The organism is Pseudomonas sp. SGAir0191 (genome assembly GCF_002812565.2).
GTDB lineage: Bacteria > Pseudomonadota > Gammaproteobacteria > Pseudomonadales > Pseudomonadaceae > Aquipseudomonas > Aquipseudomonas parafulva_B.
The window spans coordinates 80,589-102,429 of record NZ_CP025035.2 but is presented as its reverse complement, the minus strand read 5'-3'; the positions used below and the strand labels follow the sequence as shown (position 1 = coordinate 102,429).

Sequence of the window (21,841 nt, the reverse complement as noted above, 5' to 3'; positions counted from 1 at the left end):
TTTCCCACACTAAACAAAGATATTTCCCAAAGGAGCGCAGGTACATGGAATCAGCCCAGGACAAGCAAGGCCGCATTCTGCTGGTGGATGACGAGTCCGCGATCCTGCGCACCTTCCGCTACTGCCTGGAAGACGAGGGCTACAGCGTGGCGACCGCCAATAGCGCCACCCAGGCGGAGAGCCTGCTGCAGCGCCAGGTGTTCGACCTGTGCTTCCTCGACCTGCGCCTTGGCGAGGACAATGGCCTGGACGTGCTGGCCCAGATGCGTGTTCAGGCACCGTGGATGCGCGTGGTCATCGTGACCGCCCACTCCGCTATCGACACGGCGGTCGATGCCATTCAAGCCGGTGCCGCCGACTACCTGGTCAAGCCTTGCAGTCCTGACCAGTTGCGCCTGGCCACAGCCAAGCAACTGGAGGTACGCCAGCTTTCCGCCCGCCTGGAAGCCCTGGAAGGCGAAGTGCGCAAGCCCAAGGATGGCCTGGACTCCCACAGCCCGGCCATGATGGTCGTACTGGAAACAGCCCGCCAGGTAGCAACCACAGATGCCAACATCCTGATCCTGGGCGAGTCCGGGACCGGTAAAGGTGAGCTGGCCCGCGCCATCCACGGCTGGAGCAAGCGTGCGCGCAAGGCCTGCGTGACCATCAACTGCCCGTCGCTCAATGCCGAGCTGATGGAAAGCGAACTGTTCGGCCACACGCGAGGGGCCTTTACCGGCGCCAGCGAGAGCACCCTTGGCCGCGTCAACCAGGCGGACGGCGGTACGTTGTTCCTCGATGAAATCGGTGACTTCCCCCTGACCCTGCAACCCAAGTTGCTGCGCTTCATCCAGGACAAGGAATATGAGCGTGTTGGCGACCCCGTCACCCGCCGGGCCGATGTGCGCATCCTCGCCGCCACCAACCTCAACCTTGAGGAAATGGTGCGCGAGGGCCGTTTCCGCGAAGACTTGCTCTACCGCCTGAACGTCATCACCTTGCACCTGCCGCCCCTGCGCGAGCGCAGTGAAGACATCCTCACGCTCGCCGACCGCTTCCTGGCCCGCTTCGTCAAGGAATACTCAAGGCCAGCCCGCGGCTTCAGCGACGAGGCACGCGCAGCGCTGCTCAATTACCGCTGGCCGGGCAACATTCGCGAATTGCGTAACGTGATCGAGCGGGCCAGCATCATCTGTCCCCAGGAAAAGGTCGAGATCAGCCATCTGGGTATGGGCGAGCAACCGGCAAGCAACGCGCCGCGTGTAGGGGCCGCCTTGAGCCTGGATGAGCTTGAGCGCGCGCATATCGGCGCCGTGCTGGCTGCCAGCGACACGCTTGACCAGGCCGCCAAGACCCTCGGGATCGACGCGTCGACCCTGTATCGCAAGCGTAAGCAGTACAACCTGTGAAGTGGCCGACCATGAAGCTGCGCACGCGGCTCTTTCTCAGCATCTCGGCGCTGGTCACGGTCGCCCTGCTGGGGCTGCTGCTTGGCTTGGTAAGCGTCCTGCAAATGGCTTCGGCCCAACAGGCACTGGTTCGCGACACCAATCACTCGCTGGATGTGGGGTTGAAGCTACGCCAGAACCTCGGTGAGCAACTCATCCTGCTGCTGGATACGGACACGGCTCCAGATCAGTTGCAAGCACTGCAAGACAATTTCCAACACCTGCTCGACCAAAGCCTGGCCGACGGTGGCCAGCGGCCTGGGTTCAGCGAAGCCCGCGACCACTACCAGGCATTTCTCGAGGCTTACCACGCAACCCCGGCGCCTTCGCGCAGCCTGGCCGTGGACCAGCCACTGGGCGCCGCATTCAATCAAGTGCGCACCGACCTGATCGATTCCCACAAACAAGCGCTGGCCAACATCGCTCGCAGCGAAGAACAAAGCCGTGCCCGCGCCTTGCTGGTCGGCGGCGTGCTTGGCTTGATGGGCCTGGTGGTCCTGGTTCTGGGCTTCATCACTGCTCACAACATTGCCCGCCGATTCGGACAGCCCATCGAGGCCCTGGCCAAGGCAGCCGATCAGCTCGGCAAGGGCAATTTCGATGTCACGCTCCCGATCACTCAAGCTAGCGAGCTGAACCAGCTCACGCGTCGCTTCGGGATCATGGCCGACGCCCTGCGCAAGCATCAGGCCACCAATGTCGACGAATTGCTCGCCGGGCAGCAGCGGCTGCAAGCCGTGCTCGACAGTATCGATGATGGCCTGCTGATCATCGATCGACAGGGCTTGCTTGAGCACTTGAACCCGGTTGCTCAACGCCAACTGGGCTGGAACGACAGCCGTGTTGGCAGCAGCCTGGCCGAAGCCCTGGAACGACCTGAGCTGGAACAGCAACTGTGCCAGGTGCTGCGCGGCGGCAGTCTGGACCGGCAACCGGATGACCTTCACATCGATGTTGACGAGGAAACGCGTCTGCTGACCTATAGCCTGACGCCCGTCAGCCATCCCCAGGGCCCGATCCTGGGCGCTGTGATGGTGCTTCACGACGTGACAGAACAGCGTGCCTTCGAGCGGGTGCGCAGCGAGTTCGTGCTCCGCGCCTCCCACGAGCTGCGCACGCCTGTCACCGGTATGCACATGGCGTTCGGCCTGCTGCGCGAACGGGTCAAGTTTCCCGAAGAAGCGCGTGAGTACGATCTGCTGGAAACCATCGGCGAAGAAATGCAGCGCCTGACCCAGTTGATCAATGACCTGCTCAACTTCAGCCGCTATCAAAGCGGCCTGCAAAAGCTCGACCTGGCGCCCTGCGCCGTCGATGAACTGCTGGAGCGGGCGCAATTACGCTTCGCCGACCAGGCGGGCCAGAAGCAGATCGAACTGGTCCTGGCCCTGGAACCGCCATTGCCACGCATTCAGGCTGACGTTGCCCAGCTCGACCGTGTGTTGGACAACCTGCTGCACAACGCGGTCAGGCATACCCCACAGGGCGGGCGCATCCGCCTGCATGCGCGGCGCCATGCCGAACGCGTGATCATCAGTGTCGAGGACACGGGTGAGGGTATCGCCTATGGCCAGCAGGCCCGTATCTTCGAGCCGTTCGTGCAAGTAGGGCGCAAGAAAGGTGGAGCCGGCCTGGGACTGGCCTTGTGCAAGGAAATCGTGCAGTTGCACGGTGGGCGCATGGGCGTCTTCTCGCGACCGGGTGAAGGTACCCAGTTCTACCTGGCCCTGCCGGTCTGATGCTCGCAAGGCGCGTCAGGCCTGTCTGCCCCGTGGCAATTTATCCCGCGTGACCAGCTCGGCGAACTGACGGGCCGTCAGGGCCTTGGCGAACAGCCAGCCCTGGCCGTACTTCACGCCCTCCCCAAGCAGCAGCAGTGCCTGGTCTTCACGCTCGATACCTTCGGCGATCACCCGCAGATGCAGGTCGTGGGCCATGCGGATGATATGCGGTGCCACGCCGCTGCTGGCGGCATCGTGGCCCAGCGCATCGATGAATGCCTTGTCGATTTTCAGGCAATCCACGGGCAAGGTCTGGAGATAGGCCAGGCTGCAGTAGCCCGTACCGAAATCGTCGATCAGCACCTGATGGCCCTGGGCGCGCAGTGCTTGCAGGTTTTCGCGCGCCACCACCACATCGATCAGGCCGCGCTCGGTCACCTCGAAGGCGATCTGCCTAGGGGCCACCCGGTGCAGCGCCAGCAAGCGCGCCGCCACTTCCCCAACACGCGGAACCATCACGTCGCACGCCGCCAGGTTCACCGAGATGTACAGCATGGGCCGTGAGCGCAACAGTGGGCCAAGTTGTTCGAGGACGCGTCGCAGGACGAAGTCGGTGATCTCACGGATCTGCCCGGTATTCTCGGCCAGCGGGATGAACAGCTCAGGGCTGGTCAAGCTGCCATCGGGCCGACGCCAACGCACCAATGCCTCGGCACCCACACAGCGCCTGCTGTCGAGCTCGAAAATCGGCTGGTAAAGCACTTGCAACTGGCCACGACTCAGCGCCTGCTGCAGCTCCGAGCTCATGGAGCGTCGCTGTTGCGCCAGCTGCAAGACCAGCCAGCCGATGCAACAAGCACCCAGTACGCTGCCTGGAAACAGCAGCCACAGAGCGCCATTCATGCGCAGGGGGAGACTTGCGCGTGGTGCGATCAGAACCAACTGGTAATCAGGAGACTTGGTGGGCATGCGATAGATCAGACGGTCGCTGAACTCCAGCAGCGTTTTGTGGCTGGTCGACCACACAGAAGGCGGTGGCCACACTTGAGGCGGGCCCAGTACCGGGATCGCCCGGGCACCGTTATCCAGCACGACCAACAAGCTGCCGCCCGGGGGCAAATCCACCACGTCGGTCAGGTGCCCGCGGGACGTTGACACCAGAAACCGGCCACGCCCCAGCATCAGCGCGGCAAGGTTTTCGTCGGGCTCGGTGGTGGTATTGAGCCAATAGCTGTAGACCGGCCCCTTGATGTCTGGCGGGCGCAGCGGCACGAAAGCCCGCTCGTCACCTCGGTTCGAACACGCGACATCACCGTCGACATAGGCCGCCTCGTAGATGAACCGTGAACTCAACCCGATCTGCTGCAAGGCCGTCAGCATGGCGGGGCCGCAGCCACGCAAAGGCTGCGTCTCCAACAAGTCCACGCCTTCGCGCAACTGCCCGAACACCTGCTCGAGTCGCTCCAGAAAACGCTCGCCCTGAGCATTCATCTGTTCGCTTTCACTTTGTTTCATCTGCTGCAACGCTATGGCGATGCTGGCGGTCAGCAACAAGGCGGCACTGGCGATTGCCGCCAAAGCGGCAAGCATCCAGGGACGGTAGAAAAATTGGCGCAAGGCCGTCAGGCGATCAGGCATCGAAGGCATCCAGTTGATTACCAAGGTATAGCAACTCAATGGACAATTACCTTTGCCGTTTAGCGCTTCGCTTGGGCGAGGACCAAACTGCCAGCCGTCAACGCTTTACGGCATGCGGTTGAGCACCTCGAGCATGGCGGCCGTCTGCGCATCGGGCTGGCCGTCGAAGCGTTGAGGTCGAAAACGCATCTGGAACGCCGCGATCACGTGCCGTGTCTGGACATCGGGCACGCCCGTCTGCTCGACGGCATAGCCAAACCGGGCGAGGGCCTGCTGGTACCACCCAATCGTAGGGGGATTGACCTCAAAATAGGCCTGCTGGCGAGCCACGGCAGAGGCGTCAGGCCAAACGCCCAGGCCGGCGTCGGCCAGGCGTTTCCACGGGAACAGCGGGCCGGGGTCCTGCTTGCGCAGTGGCGCGATGTCGCTGTGGCCAATGATGTGCCGTGGCTCGATGCCGTTACGCTTGACGATGTCCTTGAGCAGCGCGATCAGCGACTGGATCTGCGCTTCGCTGTAGGGGTGCCATACCCGCCCGGCAGGCGTATCGGTAAAGCCAGCGTTGACGATCTCGATGCCGATGGACGATGAGTTCAACCAGGTTCTGCCCTGCCACTGGCTATCGCCAGCGTGCCAGGCTCGCCTGCTTTCATCCACCAACTGGTAGACAGTGGCGGGGCCATCACCGATCAGGTAGTGGCTGCTGACCTCGCCGTGGGTCAGCAACGCCAACGAGCGCTCCAGCGAAGCATTGGTATAGTGCAGCACCACGAACTGAATGCGGTTGTCGTGATTGGCTGACGGGTGGCTGCGGTCAATGCGCAAGCCCGTCGAACAACCGGCGACAGTCAGCAGCAGCAGGGTGATCAGTGTTTTTTTCAGCGTGGAAAGCACGGCAGTGGCCTCAGCGAATGAGCGCTACAGTATAACGGTCTCCCCGCATCTGCGCTCGCCCTTGCCAGGCCCCGGTCAGTGCTGCTCCACGCAATTGCGCCCCCGTTGCTTGGCACGGTAAAGCGCTGCGTCGGCACGCTTGAGCACCTGATCGGCCACCTCGCCGGGCCTGAAGGCGCTCAGGCCAATGGACGTGGACACTACCACCCGCTCTCCCTTGAAGTGAAACGGACAGGCCTCTACGGCAAGGCGCATCGTTTCGACGACCTGTAATGCGTCTGCCGGCGAGGTATCGGGCAGTAGCAACACGAACTCCTCGCCCCCGAAGCGGGCAATGAAATCCTGGCCCCGCAGCCGTTTGCGCAACTGATCGGCCACGATCTTCAATACCTTGTCGCCGGCCAGATGCCCGTAGCCGTCATTGATCTGCTTGAAATGATCCAGGTCCAGAATCGCCATGGCCAGGTCGCCGCCGTTTTCCTGCCAGCGCTGCATTTCGCGCTCTACCTGCTCGCTCCAGGCCGCACGATTGGGCAGGCCGGTCAGTGGGTCGAGCAATGCCTTTTGCCGCTGCTCCTCTAGGTGCTCACGATAACCCAACGCTTCCTGCTCCATGCTGGCCACGCGCTCGGACAGGCCCTGCAGGCGCCCAGCCAGCGCCTGCTCGCGGCGGTCGCGCTCGTGCTGGTGCTGGTCCATTGTCATCAGCAAGCCCTCGAGCCGGCTTTCGAGCAGGTGCTTCAAGCTCGATACGTCTGCGGCGCCCTGCATGTCGGTTTGCAGCCCGTCCACCTGTTCACGCAATTGCGTGTCCAGCTGGCGTGCTGCACTGCTGTTGTCGGCGTGACCGGCACTGGCGGCCTGCAAGTGGCCGTGGAAACCTTCGAGCCGTTCATTGAGCAATTGCAGATAGGTTTCGAACTCATGCTGGCCACTGTCGGTGATCGCCAGCAGCAACACGGCAAGATCATCCAGTACAGGAATCAACTCGTACCAGTTCATACCGCGCGCCACCCGTTCGCGCATCGCCTGCGCCTGGGCCTTGTGGCGATCTGGCAGGCTCAGGTCATCCAATAGACCGAGCAGCGTCTGCTCGATATGGGCGGCAACCTGACTGTAGGGCGGCTCGACTGCGTAGGGCAACGCATAGGCGTCTTGATCAGCCAACGGCACATCAGTCAGAGGGGTCGGGCCATCATCCGCTCCAGTTCGCAATGGCGTATCCATTGCCATGGGAGGTGCCGGGGGAATGGGTGGCGGCTCGACACCCGGCACGTGTTCAGACTCGACCAGCGACGGGGACGCATCGTTGCCTTCATGCCCATTGTGTTGAGGCAGAAGAGATACTTCCTGTACCAGGGGTTGCGCGGCAACAGGGGCGGGGCCCGTCACCTGCTCGCTGGCGGCCTCGACAGGCGCCGGTTCATCGCGGCCTTTGAACAATCGCTGCAGAAAGCCGCCCCGCGATCCGCCTTCGGGCCTGTCCAGCGCGGCCAACGCACGCCCTTGCAGACCACTGAGTTCCCCCAGCAGTGGCGGCAGATCACGAGACTGGGTAACGCCGGCCTCCAGCCGCTTGGCAAGCTTCTTCAAGGGCCTTGAGACATCGCTGCTCAACGGCAGGCCTTGCAACTGATCGACCAGCGCCGTCAGCGCATCGCCCACTTGGTGCATGCGGGTTTCGCGGCGCTGCTCAGACTCCAGTACGGCTTTTTCAAGACGGGGGATCAGGCCGGCAAGCCCGGCATCCATATTGTCACTGCGAATGACCTCGCGCATTTCCTTCATGCACTGGTCGACGACCTTGTCGCTGCCCTCGGCGGCCAACGTACTGCGAACCAGGCCTCGACGCAGCAAGTCCAGGCGCGCTTCCCAGCGACGTTCGAGCTTCTCCTGTTGCTCAATGCTTATCAGGTATTTTTCTTTCCAGCGCTCGGCTTCTTCGGTCATGCCTGTGTCCGCACGGGTGATACAACTGGGGCTGTCTGATACACACTGTCGGCGCGCGCCCGGGACACTTGAGGGCAAGCGAGGCGTCAGTTGATTCAGCTCAAGGCCGGCAGCGTATCCACAGTCAATGCATCAGGCAATCGGATCTCGACGGCCACGGGAAGATGATCGGAAATCGGCTGGGCCAGCACCTCGACCCTTTCCAGGGTAAGGCTCGGGCTGAGCAGGATGTGGTCCAGGCAGCGCTGTGGTCGCCAACTGGGGAAGGTGGCCTCCACCTGGGGCGCGATCAGGCCAAGGTCGCGCAAGGGTGAGTGCTCGAGCAGGTCAGTGGCATGGGTGTTCATGTCCCCCATCAACACCTGATGGCGGTACCCGCCGATCAGTTCGCGGATGTAGGCCAGCTGCAGTGCGCGGGTCTTGGCGCCCAATGCCAGGTGCATCATGACCACGATCAACGCGTCCTCACCCTCGCCGAAGCGCACCAGGATAGCCCCGCGCCCTGCTGGGCCAGGCAGTGGGTGATCTTCGAGCTGATGAGGCTTCAGACGGCTCAGTACGCCATTGCTGTGCTGGGCGAAGCGCCCAAGGTTGCGATTGAGCTGTTGGTACCAGTAGGGGAAGGCACCCAGTTGGGCCAGATGCTCGACCTGGTTGACATAGCCCGAGCGCATGCTGCCCCCATCCGCCTCTTGCAGGGCCACCAGGTCGAAGTCCCCAAGCAACTTACCGATTTTCTGCAAGTTGCTGGCTCGGCCAGTATGCGGTAACAGGTGCTGCCAGCTGCGCGTCAGGTAATGCCGATAACGCTCGGTACTGATGCCTACCTGGATATTGAAGCTAAGCAGCCGCAGACGACCATCTTCCGGCAAACCGGGGGCTTGCAGGTGATGCTCGTTGACCTGCGGCTGGGGCAGGGCAACGCCGCGCGTGGCCCGTAGACGAGGCATGGGTGCGCTGCCTACTTGGCAGCGCGCTCCTTGTCGATCAACTGGTCGGCCACGTTGAGGACGCCCTCTGGCCCACCAGCGGTGCCCAGGTCGAAGCGATACTTACCGTTAACCACCATGCTGGGAACGCCAGTGATTTCATATTTCTTGGCCAGTTCTTTCGCCTGGTTGACCTGTCCCTTGATGGCGAAGGAGTTGTAGGTAGCCAGGAACTTGGCCTTGTCCACACCTTGCGTTGCCAGGAAATCGGCCATGTCTTCTGGGTCTGTCAGACGCTTGCGCTGGTTTTGAATGGCGTCGAATACCGCCGCGTGCACCTTGTGCTCGACGCCCATCGCTTCCAGGGTCAGGAACATCTGGCCATGGGCATCCCAAGGGCCACCGAACATGGCCGGCACACGCTTGAAGTTGACGTCCTTGGGCAGCTTGTCGACCCAAGGGTTGATGACAGGCTCGAAGTGATAGCAATGCGGGCAGCCATACCAGAACAACTCGACCACTTCGATCTTGCCAGGCACGGAAACCGGAACCGGGTTGCTCAGCTCGACATATTCCTTGCCGGCTACAGGCTCTGCGGCCTGGACGGAAGTCATACCAAGTACGCTGGCAGCGACCAGCGCAGCGCTGAGAATCAGTTTACGCATGCTTTACTCCTGAGCAGTCATGGGTCGCCACGGCACGACCTGGATTGAGACAGGCCGGGGAGGGCTCTAGTTCTGTAGTGTAACGGCTGCGGGCAAAAAAAAGGGCAGCCGCGCCGCCCTTTCATCTTTGGCTTGCAACATTAACCCGGCATTAATGCAGGCCCTGGATGTAGCTGGCCAAGGCCTCGATGTCATGGTTACTGAGCTTCCCGGCGATGGTGCGCATGGTCATGGCATCCCCATCATTGGTGCGGTTGCCTTCACGGAAGTCGGTGAGCTGCTTGCTCACGTACTGGGCATGCTGCCCGCTCAGGTGAGGGAACCCGGCCAGTGCGATACCTGCCCCGTCAGGCGAGTGGCAGCCCGTGCAGGCCGGCATGCCCTTGTCCAGGTCGCCACCGTTGAACAGCGCACGCCCACGCTCGACCAGCGCAGGGTCGGCTGCACCCACGCTGCCTTTCTGGCTGGCGAAATACGCCGCGATGTCGGCCAGGTCCTGGTCGTTGAAGCCGGCCAGCATGCCGGTCATCTCCAGCACGACGCGTTTGCCGGACTTGATGTCGTGCATTTGTTTTTCGAGGTAGCGCTGGCCTTGACCTGCCAGTTTGGGGAAGTTCGGTGCCAGGCTATTGCCATCTGGGTTGTGGCAGGCCCCGCAGACGGCCGTCTTGGCCTGACCTGCGGCGGCATCGCCTTTGACGGGCTGCGCAGCAGTGGCCGCACCTGCGACACCCAGGCTCAACAGCAGACTCACGACTAGTTTGTTCATCAGCTAATCCAACACGGCTAGGGGTGAAATGTTATGTATCGGGACTGCCATTCATCCAAAGGATGACCAGACGGTAGTCCTCGGCACTGCAGTCCATGCACAATCCACGCGGCGGCATAGCCTTGAAACCCTGAGCATTGTGCCGTGCCGAGCTATTCATGCATTGCGCCAGATCAGGATTCGGGTTGCCCGATCGCCCGTCTGGGCTCATGGAGCAGGCGTTCGCTGTACCCCCCGCACACACGCGGTTGTACAACACCTCGGAATCCTGTGTAGCCTGTGCGCTGAAAACCGGCAGGAACAGACCGACAGCAAGCGGCCATTGCGTACTACGCCATGACGTTCAGGGTTGGGGGCCGCGCTGCGTTCTAATGCGCAAGCTCATGTTCGACACCCCATGCTCGTCCCCCAAAGCCGGGAGAATGAGCACACAAAAACTGGGGCATTATATACTTCCGCCACCCAAACGGAAACGACACCGCTTGCCAGGCTCCGCTCGACAGGGGGCTGGCATCACCACATCGGATATCCCATGCAAGTCAAGAACCCCATCCTCGGCCTGTGCCAGAAAGCCAAATTCGCCCTCAGCGCTGCCAAGGTCGAACAATGCCCGGACGACCAGGGTTACGAGGTGGCCTTCGCCGGCCGCTCCAACGCCGGCAAATCCAGCGCACTGAACACGCTGACCCATGCCAGCCTGGCCCGTACCTCGAAAACACCCGGCCGTACCCAGTTGCTGAACTTCTTCAGCCTGGATGACGAACGCCGCCTGGTCGACCTGCCAGGCTACGGCTACGCCAAGGTGCCCATCCCCCTCAAGCAGCACTGGCAGCGCCACCTGGAAGCTTACCTGGGTAGCCGCGAATGCCTGCGTGGCGTGATCTTGATGATGGATGTCCGCCACCCGATGACGGACTTCGACAAAATGATGCTCGATTGGGCCAAGGCCAGCGGCATGCCCATGCACATCCTGCTGACCAAGGCCGACAAGCTCACCCACGGCGCCGCCAAGAACACCTTGCTCAAGGTGCAATCGGAGATCAGGAAAGGCTGGGGCGAAGGCGTGACCATCCAACTGTTCTCGGCCCCCAAGCGCCTGGGCCTTGAAGACGCCTACCGCGTGCTGGCCGACTGGATGGCGCTCGAAGACAAGCCTGCCGCCTGAGGGCGAAGGCCCGCATCAGGCAAATTTCAGGCAAAAAAAACCCCGGACTTCGTATGGGGAGGGGGAAGTTCGGGGTCCAAGCCCGGACCGCTAGGGCGGGGGCCGGATATCTGCCAACACTTAACACAACATAGGAGCATCGAACGGCTTCACCAGCCATTCAGGTACTCTGAGTTGCAGTTCACTGCTTTAGTTCCTGGGGCCTGGAACTATTTGCCGCAGTTTCATGAAACAGCTGGACACAGGCCGGGGCGCCTGTAACGAAAAATCGCCACACAACGCCCCTTTGGCCCGTGCAATCAGTGGGCTTCGTCCCAGTTCGCGCCTACACCGGCCTCGACCAGCAGCGGCACATCCAGCTGCGCCGCCTGGCTCATATGCTTTCGAATTTCATCTTTCACCAGGTCCACCAGGTCTTCGCGCACCTCGAGAACAAGTTCGTCGTGCACCTGCAGGATCACCCGCGCATCCAGTGCGCTTTCGGTCAGCCAGTTGTCCACGTTGACCATGGCGCGCTTGATGATATCGGCGGCCGTGCCTTGCATCGGCGCGTTGATCGCCGTGCGCTCGGCTCCCCGGCGCAAGGCTGGGTTCTTGGCGTTGATATCAGGCAGGTAGAGCCTGCGACCGAACAAGGTTTCCACGAACCCCTGCTCTGCGGCCTGGGCACGGGTACGTTCCATGTAGGCCAGCACCCCTGGATAGCGGGTGAAGTAACGATCGATGTAGTCCTGGGACTGCTTGCGGTCCACCCCGATCTGCTTGGCCAGGCCAAAAGCGCTCATGCCGTAGATAAGCCCGAAGTTGATCGCCTTGGCGCTGCGCCGCTGGTCATGGGTAACCTGTTCGAGCGCGACGCCGAATACTTCCGCTGCCGTCGCACGGTGCACGTCCAGATCGTTCTGGAAGGCGTGCAGCAGACCTTCGTCCTTGGCCAGGTGCGCCATGATGCGCAGCTCGATCTGGGAGTAGTCGGCGGCCAGCAGCTTGTAGCCAGGGCTTGCGATGAAGGCCTGGCGGATTCGCCGGCCTTCGGCCGTGCGGATCGGAATGTTCTGCAGGTTCGGGTCACTGGACGAAAGACGGCCCGTGGCCGCCACTGCCTGCTGGTACGACGTGTGGATTCGACCCGTGCGCGGGTTGATCTGCCCTGGCAGCTTGTCGGTATAGGTGCTCTTGAGCTTGCTCAGGCTGCGGTACTGCATCAGCACTTCAGGCAGTGGATACCCTTGCTCGGCCAGCTCGTCCAGCACGGCTTCTGCCGTCGATGGCTGGCCCTTGGCCGTCTTGCTGATCACCGGCATGCCCAGCTTGTCGTACAGGATCGCGCCCAGTTGCTTGGGCGAACCCAGATTGAACTCCTCCCCCGCCAGTTCGAAGGCCCGCTGTTCCAGCTCGGCCATCTTCACACCCAGCTCGCCGCTCTGGACGTGCAACAGTGCCGCATCGACCAATGCGCCCTGGCGCTCGATCTTGGCCAGCACCGGCACCAACGGCATTTCGATGTCCATGAGCACTGGCTGCACACTGGGCGTCTTGGCCATGTGCGCCTGCAACGCCTGGTGCAGGCGCAGGGTGATGTCGGCATCTTCGGCCGCATAGGGGCCAGCCTTGTCCAGATGAATCTGGTTGAAGGTCAGCTGCTTGGCACCTTTGCCCGCAATGTCCTCGAAAGCGATGGTGGTGTGCCCAAGGTACTTTTGCGCCAGGCTGTCCATGTCGTGCCGCGTGCCCGTCGAGTTGAACACGTACGATTCGAGCATGGTGTCATAGGCCACACCCCGCACCTGGATCGCGGGAGAACCATTGGCAAGGATGTTGATATCGTACTTGGCGTTCTGGCCCACCTTGGCTTTTGCCGGATCCTCCAGCAGGGGCTTGAGCGCAAGCAGGACGGCCTCACGATCCAACTGGACAGGGGCGCCTTCGTAGTCGTGCATCAAAGGGACGTAGGCCGCTTCATGGGGCTCGACGGCAAAGGAAATCCCTACCAGCTGGGCGCGCTGGGCATCAAGGCCGGTGGTTTCGGTATCGAACGCGAACAGCGGTGCCTGGCGCAGCTTCTCGAGCCAGGCGTCGAAGCGTTCTTGATCAAGGATGGTTTCATAGCGGGCTTCGACCATGGCCGCCGGGGCCTCCATCGGGGGCAGTTGGTCCCCCTCCCGAGCCGCATCGCGCTGCAGGTCGGCAATCCAGCTCTTGAACTCCATTTCGGTGTACAGCGCCAGCAGCGCCTCGCGGTCCGGTTCGCCGCACACCAGTGCATTGACTTCGATGTCCAGCGGCACGTCGATCTTGATGGTAGCCAGCTCGTAGGACATGAAAGCCGCATCCCGGTGCTCTTCAAGCTTGGCGGGCAGGCTCTTGGCGCCACGAATAGGCAGTGCAGGCACCTTGTCCAGGTTCGCGTACAGGTCGCTGAGGCCCCCGCCGATCCCGGTCAGCAGCCCGACGGCGGTCTTTTCGCCCACACCTGGCACACCTGGAATGTTATCGACCTTGTCGCCCATCAGCGCCAGGAAGTCGATGATGTGCTCGGGGCCGACCCCGAATTTCTCGTGCACGCCAGCCACGTCCAGCACGCTACCGGTCATGGTGTTGACCAGGGTAATGTGCCCGTCGACCAGCTGCGCCATGTCCTTGTCGCCGGTGGAAATGATGACCGGCCGGTCCAGCGCCGCACTGCTACGGGCCAAGGTACCGATGACATCGTCAGCCTCGACGCCTTCGACGCACAACAGTGGGTAGCCCATGGCCTTGACGCTGGCATGCAGCGGCTCGATCTGCACCCGCAGATCGTCCGGCATGCTGGGGCGGTTGGCCTTGTAGTCGGCAAACAGGGTGTCGCGGAACGTGCCGCCCTTGGCGTCGAACACCACCGCGAACAAGCTGTCCGGGTACTGCCTGCGCAGGCTCTTGAGCATGTTGAGCACACCCTTGACCGCACCGGTCGGCATACCCTTGGACGTGGTCAGCGGGGGCAGGGCATGGAAGGCGCGATAAAGGTAGGAGGAACCGTCCACGAGGACGAGGGGCGCTTGGCTCATGAGCAGAATCAACCTTTTCGACGGGTCCGGCGCTAGAATAGCCAGAATCATTGACGACAAAGGGACTAGGTTATCATGCGTACACTCAATCGCCTGTTACTGCTCTGCCTGATGGCAGGTCTGCCCGTCGTCACCTTGGCGGCGGATGACGCGCCTTCGGCCGATCCCGAGGTGACCATTCGCACGGAAGGCGACAAGACCATTCAGGAGTATCGCCAAAACGGCTTCCTGTATGCGATCAAGATCACGCCCAAACATGGCAAACCTTACTTTCTGGTACGCGCCGATGGCTCCGATGGCAATTTCATTCGTTCCGACCAGCCGGACATGCTGATTCCGTCCTGGAAGATCTTCGAGTGGTAATCTGAAGCGCACCGTTCACATCAACCCGGCACTTCGGCCAGAAGTGCCTGCATGGGCAATCTTTCATCATGTCAGTCTTCACCCCCGTGACCCGGCCTGAGCTGGAAACCTTTCTGGCACCTTACGAGCTGGGTCGTCTGCTCGATTTCCAGGGTATCGCCGCCGGCACCGAGAACAGCAATTTCTTCGTCAGCCTCGAACAGGGGGAGTTCGTGCTGACGCTGATCGAGCGTGGGCCCAGCGAGGACATGCCGTTCTTCATCGAGTTGCTCGATACCCTGCATACGGCCCGGATGCCAGTGCCCTACGCCATTCGTGACCGTGACGGCCATGGCCTGCGCGAACTGTGCGGCAAGCCGGCGCTGCTGCAACCCAGGCTCTCGGGCAAACATATCAAGGCGCCCAATGCCCAGCATTGTGCCCAGGTCGGTGAACTGCTGGCACACATTCACCTGGCCACCCGCGAACATATCATCGAGCGCCGCACGGACCGAGGCCTTGAGTGGATGCTAGCCGCCGGGGCCGAACTGCTGCCGCGCCTGAACGCCGAGCAGGCCAGCCTGCTGCAACCGGCGCTGGATGAAATCGCCGCCTACCAGGCGCAGATCCTGGCATTGCCCCGGGCCAACCTGCATGCCGACCTGTTCCGCGACAACGTGATGTTCGAAGGCACCCACTTGTCTGGGGTCATCGACTTCTACAATGCCTGCTCGGGGCCGATGCTGTACGACATTGCCATTACCCTGAACGACTGGTGCCTGGATGCACAGGCCGGCATCGATGTACCCCGCGCCCAGGCTTTGCTTGCCGCCTACGCCGCATTGCGGCCATTCACGGCAGCCGAAGCTGAACTCTGGCCGCAGATGTTGCGCGTTGCCTGCGTGCGGTTCTGGCTGTCTCGCCTGATCGCGGCAGAGTCCTTCGCCGGCATGGACGTGATGATCCACGACCCAAGCGAATTCGAAGTGCGCCTGGCGCAGCGCCAACAGGTGGCCGTGAAGCTGCCGTTCGCCCTCTGACCCGGACCCTGTCGGCAGGCCCTGGGCCTGCCCTTGGGAATCGGGCGCTGCCCAGGCGGCGCTCAACCCAGGCATGCCGCCACCTCATACCATTACAACTGCTCCAGGCAGCTCGCCAGGTCGCTTCCTAGCTTGTCGAGCAAGCGCTCGTAGCCTTGCGCATTTACCGGATCGGTGCCGCCAAGCGCATCGAGCTCGGCCAGGCGCACCGGCAAACCGGCTGTCAGGGTTTCGGCCAGCCGAGGGCGCAAGGGCGGCTCGCTGAAGACGCACGTCTTGCCCACTTCCTGCAGCCGCTTGCGCATGGCGGCCACGTGTTGAGCGCCGGGCTGCACTTCGGAGGCCACACTGAACACGCCGGTGTGCTTGAGGCCATATTCAGCTTCGAAGTAATCGAAGGCCTCGTGGAATACGAAGTACGGCTTGCCGGCCACGCCCGCTACCCGTGCCTTGATACGGGCGTCGAGCGCGTCCAGGCGTTGGGTGAACGCCGCCAGGTTACGCTTGTAGCGGTCGGCATTGGCAGGGTCCGCGCTGGCGAGATCGGCGGCCATCTTTCCAGCGATCACCCGGGCGTTCACCGAAGACAACCACAAGTGCGCATCGAGGCTGCCCGGGCGGTGGTCATGGTCATGGTCGTCATGGTCTTCGTCATGGGAATGGCTATCTTCACCGAAGTGACGCAGCTTCATGCCCGGCAGCGACTGTACCGCGACGGTCGTCTTGCTGCGGTTGCCCAGCACCCTTGGCAGGAAGCCTTCCATGTCCGGGCCGATCCAGTACAGCAAATCCGCATCCGCGACCCTGCGCACGTCCGAGGGACGCAATGCGTAATGGTGAGGCGAGGCGCCTGGCGGCAACAGCACTTCAGGGCTGCCGACACCGTCCTGCACAGCAGCGGCGATCTGTTGCAGTGGCTTGATGCTGGTCAGCACACGCACGTCGGCGTGGGCGGAAAATGCGATGAAAGCGACAAACAGGGTAAGGAATCGGGCCACGGTAGGTACTCGAATCGTCAGAAACAGGTAACATAATAACGTCTCCATCCAGAATCGTCGCTGCCCATGTCCATTACGCCGCTGGCCAACCGTCCCCATGACCATTCCCATTGCGTGCACAGCGCCCTGGCCGAAGCCGACGCCTTGTGCGCCCGTCAGGGGCTGCGCCTGACGGCGCTGCGTCGCCGGGTACTGGAGCTGGTGTGGCAGAGCCACAAACCGCTGGGCGCCTACGACATCCTGGCGGTGCTCAGCGAACAGGATGGTCGTCGCGCGGCGCCGCCCACGGTGTACCGCGCGCTGGACTTCCTTCTGGAGAACGGCCTCGTGCACCGCATCGCCTCGCTGAACGCCTTCATCGGTTGTAGCCATCCCGAGCATTCGCACCAGGGGCAGTTTCTGATTTGCCGACTGTGCCATATCGCCATTGAACTGGAGCAGGCGAGTATCAGCGATGCCATCGTCGGCAGCGCCAGGCATGTGGGTTTCACGGTCGAGAACCAGACCGTCGAAGTCGTGGGCGTGTGCAGCAACTGCAAGGATGCGGCATGAGCGACGCGCTGATCCGCCTGGAGCAGGTCGGCGTCACCTATGGCGGCGAGGCCGTGCTCGACAGCATTGACCTGGCAGTCGCGCCCGGCCAGATCGTCACCCTGATCGGGCCCAATGGGGCGGGCAAGACCACGTTGGTCCGCGCCGTGCTGGGGCTGCTCAAGCCACACCGCGGCTCGGTATGGCGCAAACCCCGGCTGCGCATTGGCTATATGCCGCAAAAAATCCAGGTCGACGCCACGCTGCCATTGTCGGTGCTGCGCTTTCTGCGCCTGGTGCCCGGCGTAGATCGCGTGGCGGCCTTGTCAGCGCTTCAGCAGGTCGGCGCCGAGCACGTGATCGACAGCCCGATCCAGACTGTGTCCGGGGGTGAAATGCAGCGCGTGCTGCTGGCCCGTGCACTGCTGCGAGAGCCGCAGTTGCTGGTGCTGGACGAGCCGGTCCAAGGCGTTGACGTGGTAGGGCAGACCGAGCTGTACAACCTCATCACCCGACTGCGTGACCGCCTGGGTTGCGGCGTGTTGATGGTTTCCCACGACCTGCACCTGGTCATGAGTGCGACCGACCAGGTGGTGTGCCTGAACCGCCATGTGTGCTGCTCCGGTCATCCCGAGCAGGTCAGCGGTGACCCGGCATTCGTCGAACTGTTCGGCCAGACCGCACCGAGCCTGGCCATTTATCACCATCATCATGACCACAGCCACGACCTGCACGGTTCGGTGGTCGCCCCAGCCCCCCATGTTCACGGAGCGCACTGCAAGCATGGCTGATTTTCTTCTCTACGCCCTGCTCGCTGGTCTGTCCCTCGCGCTGGTAGCTGGCCCTCTTGGCTCGTTCGTCGTCTGGCGGCGCATGGCCTATTTTGGCGACACTCTGTCCCATGCCGCCTTGCTGGGCGTGGCCCTGGGCTTCGTGCTGGATGTCAGCCCCACGTTGGCCGTCACCGTGGGCTGCCTGTTGCTGGCGATTCTGCTGGTGACCTTGCAGCAACGCCAGCCTCTGGCATCCGACACACTGCTGGGTATCCTGGCACCCAGTACCTTGTCCCTGGGCCTGGTGGTGCTGAGCTTCATGCACGACGTGCGCATCGACCTGATGGCTTACCTGTTCGGAGATCTGCTGGCCATCAGCCCGACCGATCTTGCCTGGATCTTGGGCGGCAGCGCCCTGGTACTCGTACTGATCGCCGTCTTGTGGCGCCCTTTGCTCGCCGTCACCGTCCACGAAGAACTGGCAACGGTCGAAGGGCTACCGGTTGCAGCCTTGCGCATGGCGCTGATGCTGCTCATTGCCGTGGTCATTGCGGTGGCCATGAAGATCGTCGGCGTCTTGCTGATCACTTCTTTATTGATCATTCCGGCGGCAGCTGCACAACGGCATGCGCGCTCTCCGGAGCAGATGGCTGTAGGCGCCAGCGTCATCGCCGTACTAGCGGTCTGCGGCGGGCTGGCCTTGTCATGGTTCAAGGACACCCCTGCCGGCCCATCCATTGTGGTGTGCGCTGCGGTGCTATTCTTGCTGAGTCTGGCCCTGCCCAAACGGTGAGCGAAAGGCTTACAAGGCCTGCCTTGCAACCTTCGGCGCAGTTAAGGGTCTGTAAGACCAGTTTTCGAGCGTGCGCACCTGGGTGTAGACTTGCTCGCTTTTTGCGCAAATAGAGAGCCGCAGGAATGAAGCCGTTTGCCTCCCGTTGTCTGCTTGTTGGCGTATTTTCCCTGTTCCTCGCCGCGTGCTCCCAAGCACCGGTCGAACAGGCCAGCACGCCTGCCCAGCCTGATGCATGGCAGCAATTGCAACAAAGTATCGCCAGCAACGAGCTGGCCACCGCAGAGGACCAACTGGTCTCCCTGCAAGCGCAGTCGCCTGGCGACGGCCGCATCGAACAATACCAGCGCGAGCTGGCCGAAGCTTACCTGCAACGCAGTCAGATCATGCTGCAGAAGGGTGACGTGAACGCGGCGGTCACAGCCTTGGCGCGCGCGCGCGCACTCATGCCACAGGCTCCGGCGGTTACTGGCGGTGATGCCGTTTCACAAGCGCGCAAGGCCGAGCTGGCCAAGGCCGAAGCCGCACTCAAGGCTGCCGAAGCCAAGCCCAGGGCTCGGGTGATCGACCCCAGTGCGCCCAGCACGGTCATTGCGTTGGAAACCACCAACATCCAAGCCATGCGCCAGCAACTCGATGACATTGCCGCCGACGTGGTCAACTATGGTTGCGATGTGGTGTTCCAGGTACCACGCAGCGCGGATGCGCCGTGGCTGAAGACATTATTGGCCAAGCGTGTTCGCAAGATCGACAGCACCTTCGAGCTGAAACAGAAGCACGATATCCAGCGCGCGCTGCCTGCTCAGGTGGTGCTGGTTCCCCACCAGCGCTAAGCCAGTGAACAGGGGCTGCGAGGCAGCCCCTGATACACCAGTGATTTAAGCAGGAACCGCTTCGGCAGCCGCTTCACGCTCCCACACGCGATGCCCTTCCACTGCCTTGACGAACGCGTCCATGGCCTTCTGGTCGTCGCCGGTCAGCAGACCTTTGTCTTCCTTCAGACCCAACGTTGCCAGCAGTTCCTGAGTCAACACCATCGCCTTGAGGTGCTTGTAGCCCTCAAGCAGGAAGTGCTTGGCCAGGCCACTGGCCGCCATGGCATCGGTGGACGCCTTGCCAGCGGGTACGACGATGCCATCGAACATGATCGACGGCATGCCTTCCATCGATGCATCCACCGGCAGTTGCGTACCGTCGGCGGCCTTCACAGGCGCGGAGGTCGGGCCCAGCAGCATGGGGCGAGCACTCTGCGCCTCCAGAGCCTTGACCATCTTGTCGACACTGGCAGCATCTACGCCGTTGGCGATCAGTACAGCGATCTTGCGACCCTTGATCCCAACCTTGCCCGGGTGGTTCATCTGGCTTAAGGCTGGCGATTCGGCCAGCTGGCTGCCCTTGACCTTGACGGTACCGGCTTTAGGGGCTGGCAGGCCCAGGTTTTCGGCCACGGCGGCTGCCAGCTTCAGGTCGATGTTGGCGAGAATTTCATTCACCTGGCGGGCGCGGATGTGCTCACGCTCCACCTTGCCCAATTCGAAGCTGTAGGCCTTGATGATGTGCTGCTGTTCGGTCGGGCTCATGCTCTGGAAGAACAGGCGCGCCTGGGAGAAGTGGTCACCGAACGAATCGCTGCGCTGGCGAATCTTGTGCGCATCGACGCGTTCCTGATAGGTCTCGAAACCGCCATCGCGGGGGCCGGGCGGGGTTTCCTTCGGCCAGCCACCATCGATGGAGTTGGGCTCGTAGGCGGCGCGGCCCTTGTGCACGATATGCTGGTGCATCGCGTCGCGCTGGTTGTTGTGGTTCGGCGCGACCGGGCGATTGATCGGGATCTGGTGGAAGTTCGGGCCACCCAGGCGGCTGATCTGGGTATCGGTGTAGGAGAACAGGCGACCTTGCAGCAACGGGTCATTGGTAAAGTCGATACCCGGTACGATGTGTCCTGGGCAGAATGCAATCTGCTCGACCTCGGAGAAGAAGTTGTCCGGGTTGCGGTTGAGCACCATCTTGCCCAGTGGAGTGACCGGTACCAGCTCTTCGGGGATGATCTTGGTCGGGTCCAGCAGGTCGAAGTCGAACTTGTGCTCGTCGGCCTCAGGCACGATCTGCACGCCCAGTTCCCATTCCGGGTAATCGCCGGTTTCGATGGCTTCCCACAGGTCACGACGGTGATAGTCGGTGTCCTTGCCTGCCAGCTTTTGCGCCTCGTCCCACAGTACGGAGTGCACGCCCTCGCTGGGCTTCCAGTGGAACTTGACGAAGTGGGCCACGCCTTCGGCGTTGACCAGGCGGAAGGTGTGCACGCCGAAGCCTTCCATCATGCGCAGGCTGCGCGGAATGGCACGGTCGGACATGGCCCAGACGACCATGTGCGCCGATTCAGGCACCAGCGAGACGAAGTCCCAGAAGGTGTCGTGAGCCGAGCCGCCGGTAGGGATCTCATTGTGCGGCTCGGGCTTGACGGCGTGTACGAAGTCCGGGAACTTGATCGCGTCCTGGATGAAGAACACCGGCATGTTGTTGCCGACCAGGTCGAAGTTGCCTTCATCGGTGTAGAACTTCACGGCAAAGCCGCGCACGTCACGTACCGTGTCACCGGAGCCACGCGGCCCCTGTACGGTGGAGAAGCGTACGAATACCGGGGTGATCTTTTCCGGGTCTTGCAGGAACCCGGCCTTGGTCAGTTCGGCGTGGCAGCCATAGCTCTGGAAATAACCGTGGGCACCGGTGCCTCGTGCGTGGACGATACGCTCCGGGATGCGCTCATGGTCAAAATGGGTGATCTTCTCGCGCATGATGAAGTCTTCAAGCAGCGAGGGGCCGCGGTCGCCGGCCTTCAAGGTGTTCTGGTTGTCCGAGATGCGCACACCCTGATTAGTGCGCAGCGCCTGCCCGGTGGCATCGCTGCGGTCTGCTTCCAGGCTCTGCAGCTTGGCATTGGTATTGGCCCGATCCGGGGTCTGGGTACCTGCGGCCTCGCTGTGCTTCGGCGCATCCTTGTTCTTGCTGGGCATGGTTGGCTTTCCTCATCAGTCTTCAGGCGCCCGATCGGGCTTGTCCAGCTAGTGACTCGGGCAGAGGAGCGAGCGTTCCATCGGGATGACCAGCTGTCGCCATATAGCGTTCAGATTGGTCAGAGGCAAAATAAATGCTAAG

At 62.2% G+C, this 21,841-nt stretch carries 19 protein-coding genes; 9 read left to right on the top strand and 10 right to left on the bottom strand.

Annotation, left to right across the window (positions count from 1 at the left end; all coding sequences use genetic code 11):
- Nucleotides 1-44 precede the first annotated feature (44 nt).
- Together algB and CWR53_RS00490 are read left to right on the top strand one after the other, a co-directional pair.
- Complete coding sequence (gene algB / locus CWR53_RS00495; protein WP_023532715.1) at nt 45-1,391, top strand: sigma-54-dependent response regulator transcription factor AlgB; 1,347 nt, start codon at nt 45-47, stop codon at nt 1,389-1,391.
- An 11-nt stretch (nt 1,392-1,402) separates the two neighbouring features.
- Complete coding sequence (locus tag CWR53_RS00490; RefSeq protein ID WP_058638795.1) at nt 1,403-3,169, top strand: KinB sensor domain-containing domain; 1,767 nt, start codon at nt 1,403-1,405, stop codon at nt 3,167-3,169.
- Nucleotides 3,170-3,184: 15 nt separating this feature from the next.
- On the opposite strand, the gene CWR53_RS00485 is transcribed toward CWR53_RS00490, so the two are convergent.
- From CWR53_RS00485 to CWR53_RS23075, 7 genes are all read right to left on the bottom strand, one after another.
- On the bottom strand, nt 3,185-4,789 hold the full coding sequence (locus CWR53_RS00485; RefSeq protein ID WP_058603692.1) for an EAL domain-containing protein: 1,605 nt from the start codon (nt 4,787-4,789) through the stop codon (nt 3,185-3,187).
- A gap of 105 nt (nt 4,790-4,894) precedes the next feature.
- Entirely contained in the window at nt 4,895-5,683 is a 789-nt protein-coding gene (locus tag CWR53_RS00480; RefSeq protein WP_058638706.1) for an N-acetylmuramoyl-L-alanine amidase, read from the bottom strand.
- A gap of 75 nt (nt 5,684-5,758) precedes the next feature.
- Nucleotides 5,759-7,633 (bottom strand): GGDEF domain-containing protein, encoded by a 1,875-nt coding sequence (locus tag CWR53_RS00475; protein ID WP_100850555.1) that lies wholly within the window; start codon nt 7,631-7,633, stop codon nt 5,759-5,761.
- Nucleotides 7,634-7,728: 95 nt separating this feature from the next.
- Nucleotides 7,729-8,583, bottom strand: a complete 855-nt coding sequence (locus CWR53_RS00470; RefSeq protein ID WP_023532864.1) for an endonuclease/exonuclease/phosphatase family protein — start codon at nt 8,581-8,583, stop codon at nt 7,729-7,731.
- A gap of 11 nt (nt 8,584-8,594) precedes the next feature.
- A complete protein-coding gene (gene dsbA, locus CWR53_RS00465; protein ID WP_058603689.1) occupies nt 8,595-9,227 on the bottom strand; it encodes a thiol:disulfide interchange protein DsbA in 633 nt (210 codons plus the stop codon).
- Between the two features lie 151 nt (nt 9,228-9,378).
- Complete coding sequence (locus CWR53_RS00460) at nt 9,379-9,996, bottom strand: cytochrome c (RefSeq protein ID WP_023532830.1); 618 nt, start codon at nt 9,994-9,996, stop codon at nt 9,379-9,381.
- A 31-nt stretch (nt 9,997-10,027) separates the two neighbouring features.
- Nucleotides 10,028-10,300 (bottom strand): cytochrome c5 family protein, encoded by a 273-nt coding sequence (locus CWR53_RS23075; RefSeq protein WP_078477785.1) that lies wholly within the window; start codon nt 10,298-10,300, stop codon nt 10,028-10,030.
- Nucleotides 10,301-10,528: 228 nt separating this feature from the next.
- Here CWR53_RS23075 and yihA point away from each other — a divergent pair, with 228 nt between their 5' ends.
- Entirely contained in the window at nt 10,529-11,161 is a 633-nt protein-coding gene (yihA, locus tag CWR53_RS00450; protein ID WP_058603688.1) for a ribosome biogenesis GTP-binding protein YihA/YsxC, read from the top strand.
- Nucleotides 11,162-11,460: 299 nt separating this feature from the next.
- Here the strand turns inward: yihA and polA are convergent, their stop codons facing one another.
- Nucleotides 11,461-14,208 (bottom strand): DNA polymerase I, encoded by a 2,748-nt coding sequence (polA, locus tag CWR53_RS00445; RefSeq protein WP_181405450.1) that lies wholly within the window; start codon nt 14,206-14,208, stop codon nt 11,461-11,463.
- Between the two features lie 75 nt (nt 14,209-14,283).
- On the opposite strand from polA, the gene CWR53_RS00440 reads away from it, so the two are divergent.
- Nucleotides 14,284-14,571: a DUF2782 domain-containing protein gene (locus CWR53_RS00440; RefSeq protein ID WP_027913237.1), complete on the top strand. Its 288-nt coding sequence runs from the start codon at nt 14,284-14,286 to the stop codon at nt 14,569-14,571.
- A gap of 68 nt (nt 14,572-14,639) precedes the next feature.
- Entirely contained in the window at nt 14,640-15,590 is a 951-nt protein-coding gene (locus CWR53_RS00435) for a homoserine kinase (RefSeq protein ID WP_100850553.1), read from the top strand.
- A 92-nt stretch (nt 15,591-15,682) separates the two neighbouring features.
- Here CWR53_RS00435 and CWR53_RS00430 read toward each other — a convergent pair whose 3' ends face one another.
- Nucleotides 15,683-16,636: a metal ABC transporter solute-binding protein, Zn/Mn family gene (locus CWR53_RS00430; RefSeq protein WP_230382500.1), complete on the bottom strand. Its 954-nt coding sequence runs from the start codon at nt 16,634-16,636 to the stop codon at nt 15,683-15,685.
- 18 nt (nt 16,637-16,654) lie between these two features.
- Here CWR53_RS00430 and zur point away from each other — a divergent pair, with 18 nt between their 5' ends.
- The 4 genes from zur to CWR53_RS00410 all read left to right on the top strand — a co-directional run bounded on the left by zur (nt 16,655) and on the right by CWR53_RS00410 (nt 19,518).
- Nucleotides 16,655-17,140, top strand: a complete 486-nt coding sequence (gene zur / locus CWR53_RS00425; RefSeq protein WP_058603684.1) for a zinc uptake transcriptional repressor Zur — start codon at nt 16,655-16,657, stop codon at nt 17,138-17,140.
- Nucleotides 17,137-17,910 carry a zinc ABC transporter ATP-binding protein ZnuC gene (znuC, locus tag CWR53_RS00420; RefSeq protein ID WP_058603683.1) on the top strand — a complete coding sequence of 258 codons (774 nt, stop codon included), beginning with the start codon at nt 17,137-17,139 and terminating at the stop codon, nt 17,908-17,910. Before zur ends, znuC begins: the two co-directional genes overlap by 4 nt.
- A complete protein-coding gene (gene znuB, locus CWR53_RS00415) occupies nt 17,903-18,685 on the top strand; it encodes a zinc ABC transporter permease subunit ZnuB (protein WP_100850551.1) in 783 nt (260 codons plus the stop codon). Before znuC ends, znuB begins: the two co-directional genes overlap by 8 nt.
- A gap of 125 nt (nt 18,686-18,810) precedes the next feature.
- Nucleotides 18,811-19,518: a PA5502 family lipoprotein gene (locus CWR53_RS00410; RefSeq protein ID WP_100850550.1), complete on the top strand. Its 708-nt coding sequence runs from the start codon at nt 18,811-18,813 to the stop codon at nt 19,516-19,518.
- 45 nt (nt 19,519-19,563) lie between these two features.
- Here the strand turns inward: CWR53_RS00410 and katE are convergent, their stop codons facing one another.
- Nucleotides 19,564-21,699, bottom strand: coding sequence for a catalase HPII (gene katE / locus CWR53_RS00405; RefSeq protein WP_027913244.1), 2,136 nt, complete (start codon nt 21,697-21,699; stop codon nt 19,564-19,566).
- Nucleotides 21,700-21,841: the final 142 nt, after the last annotated feature.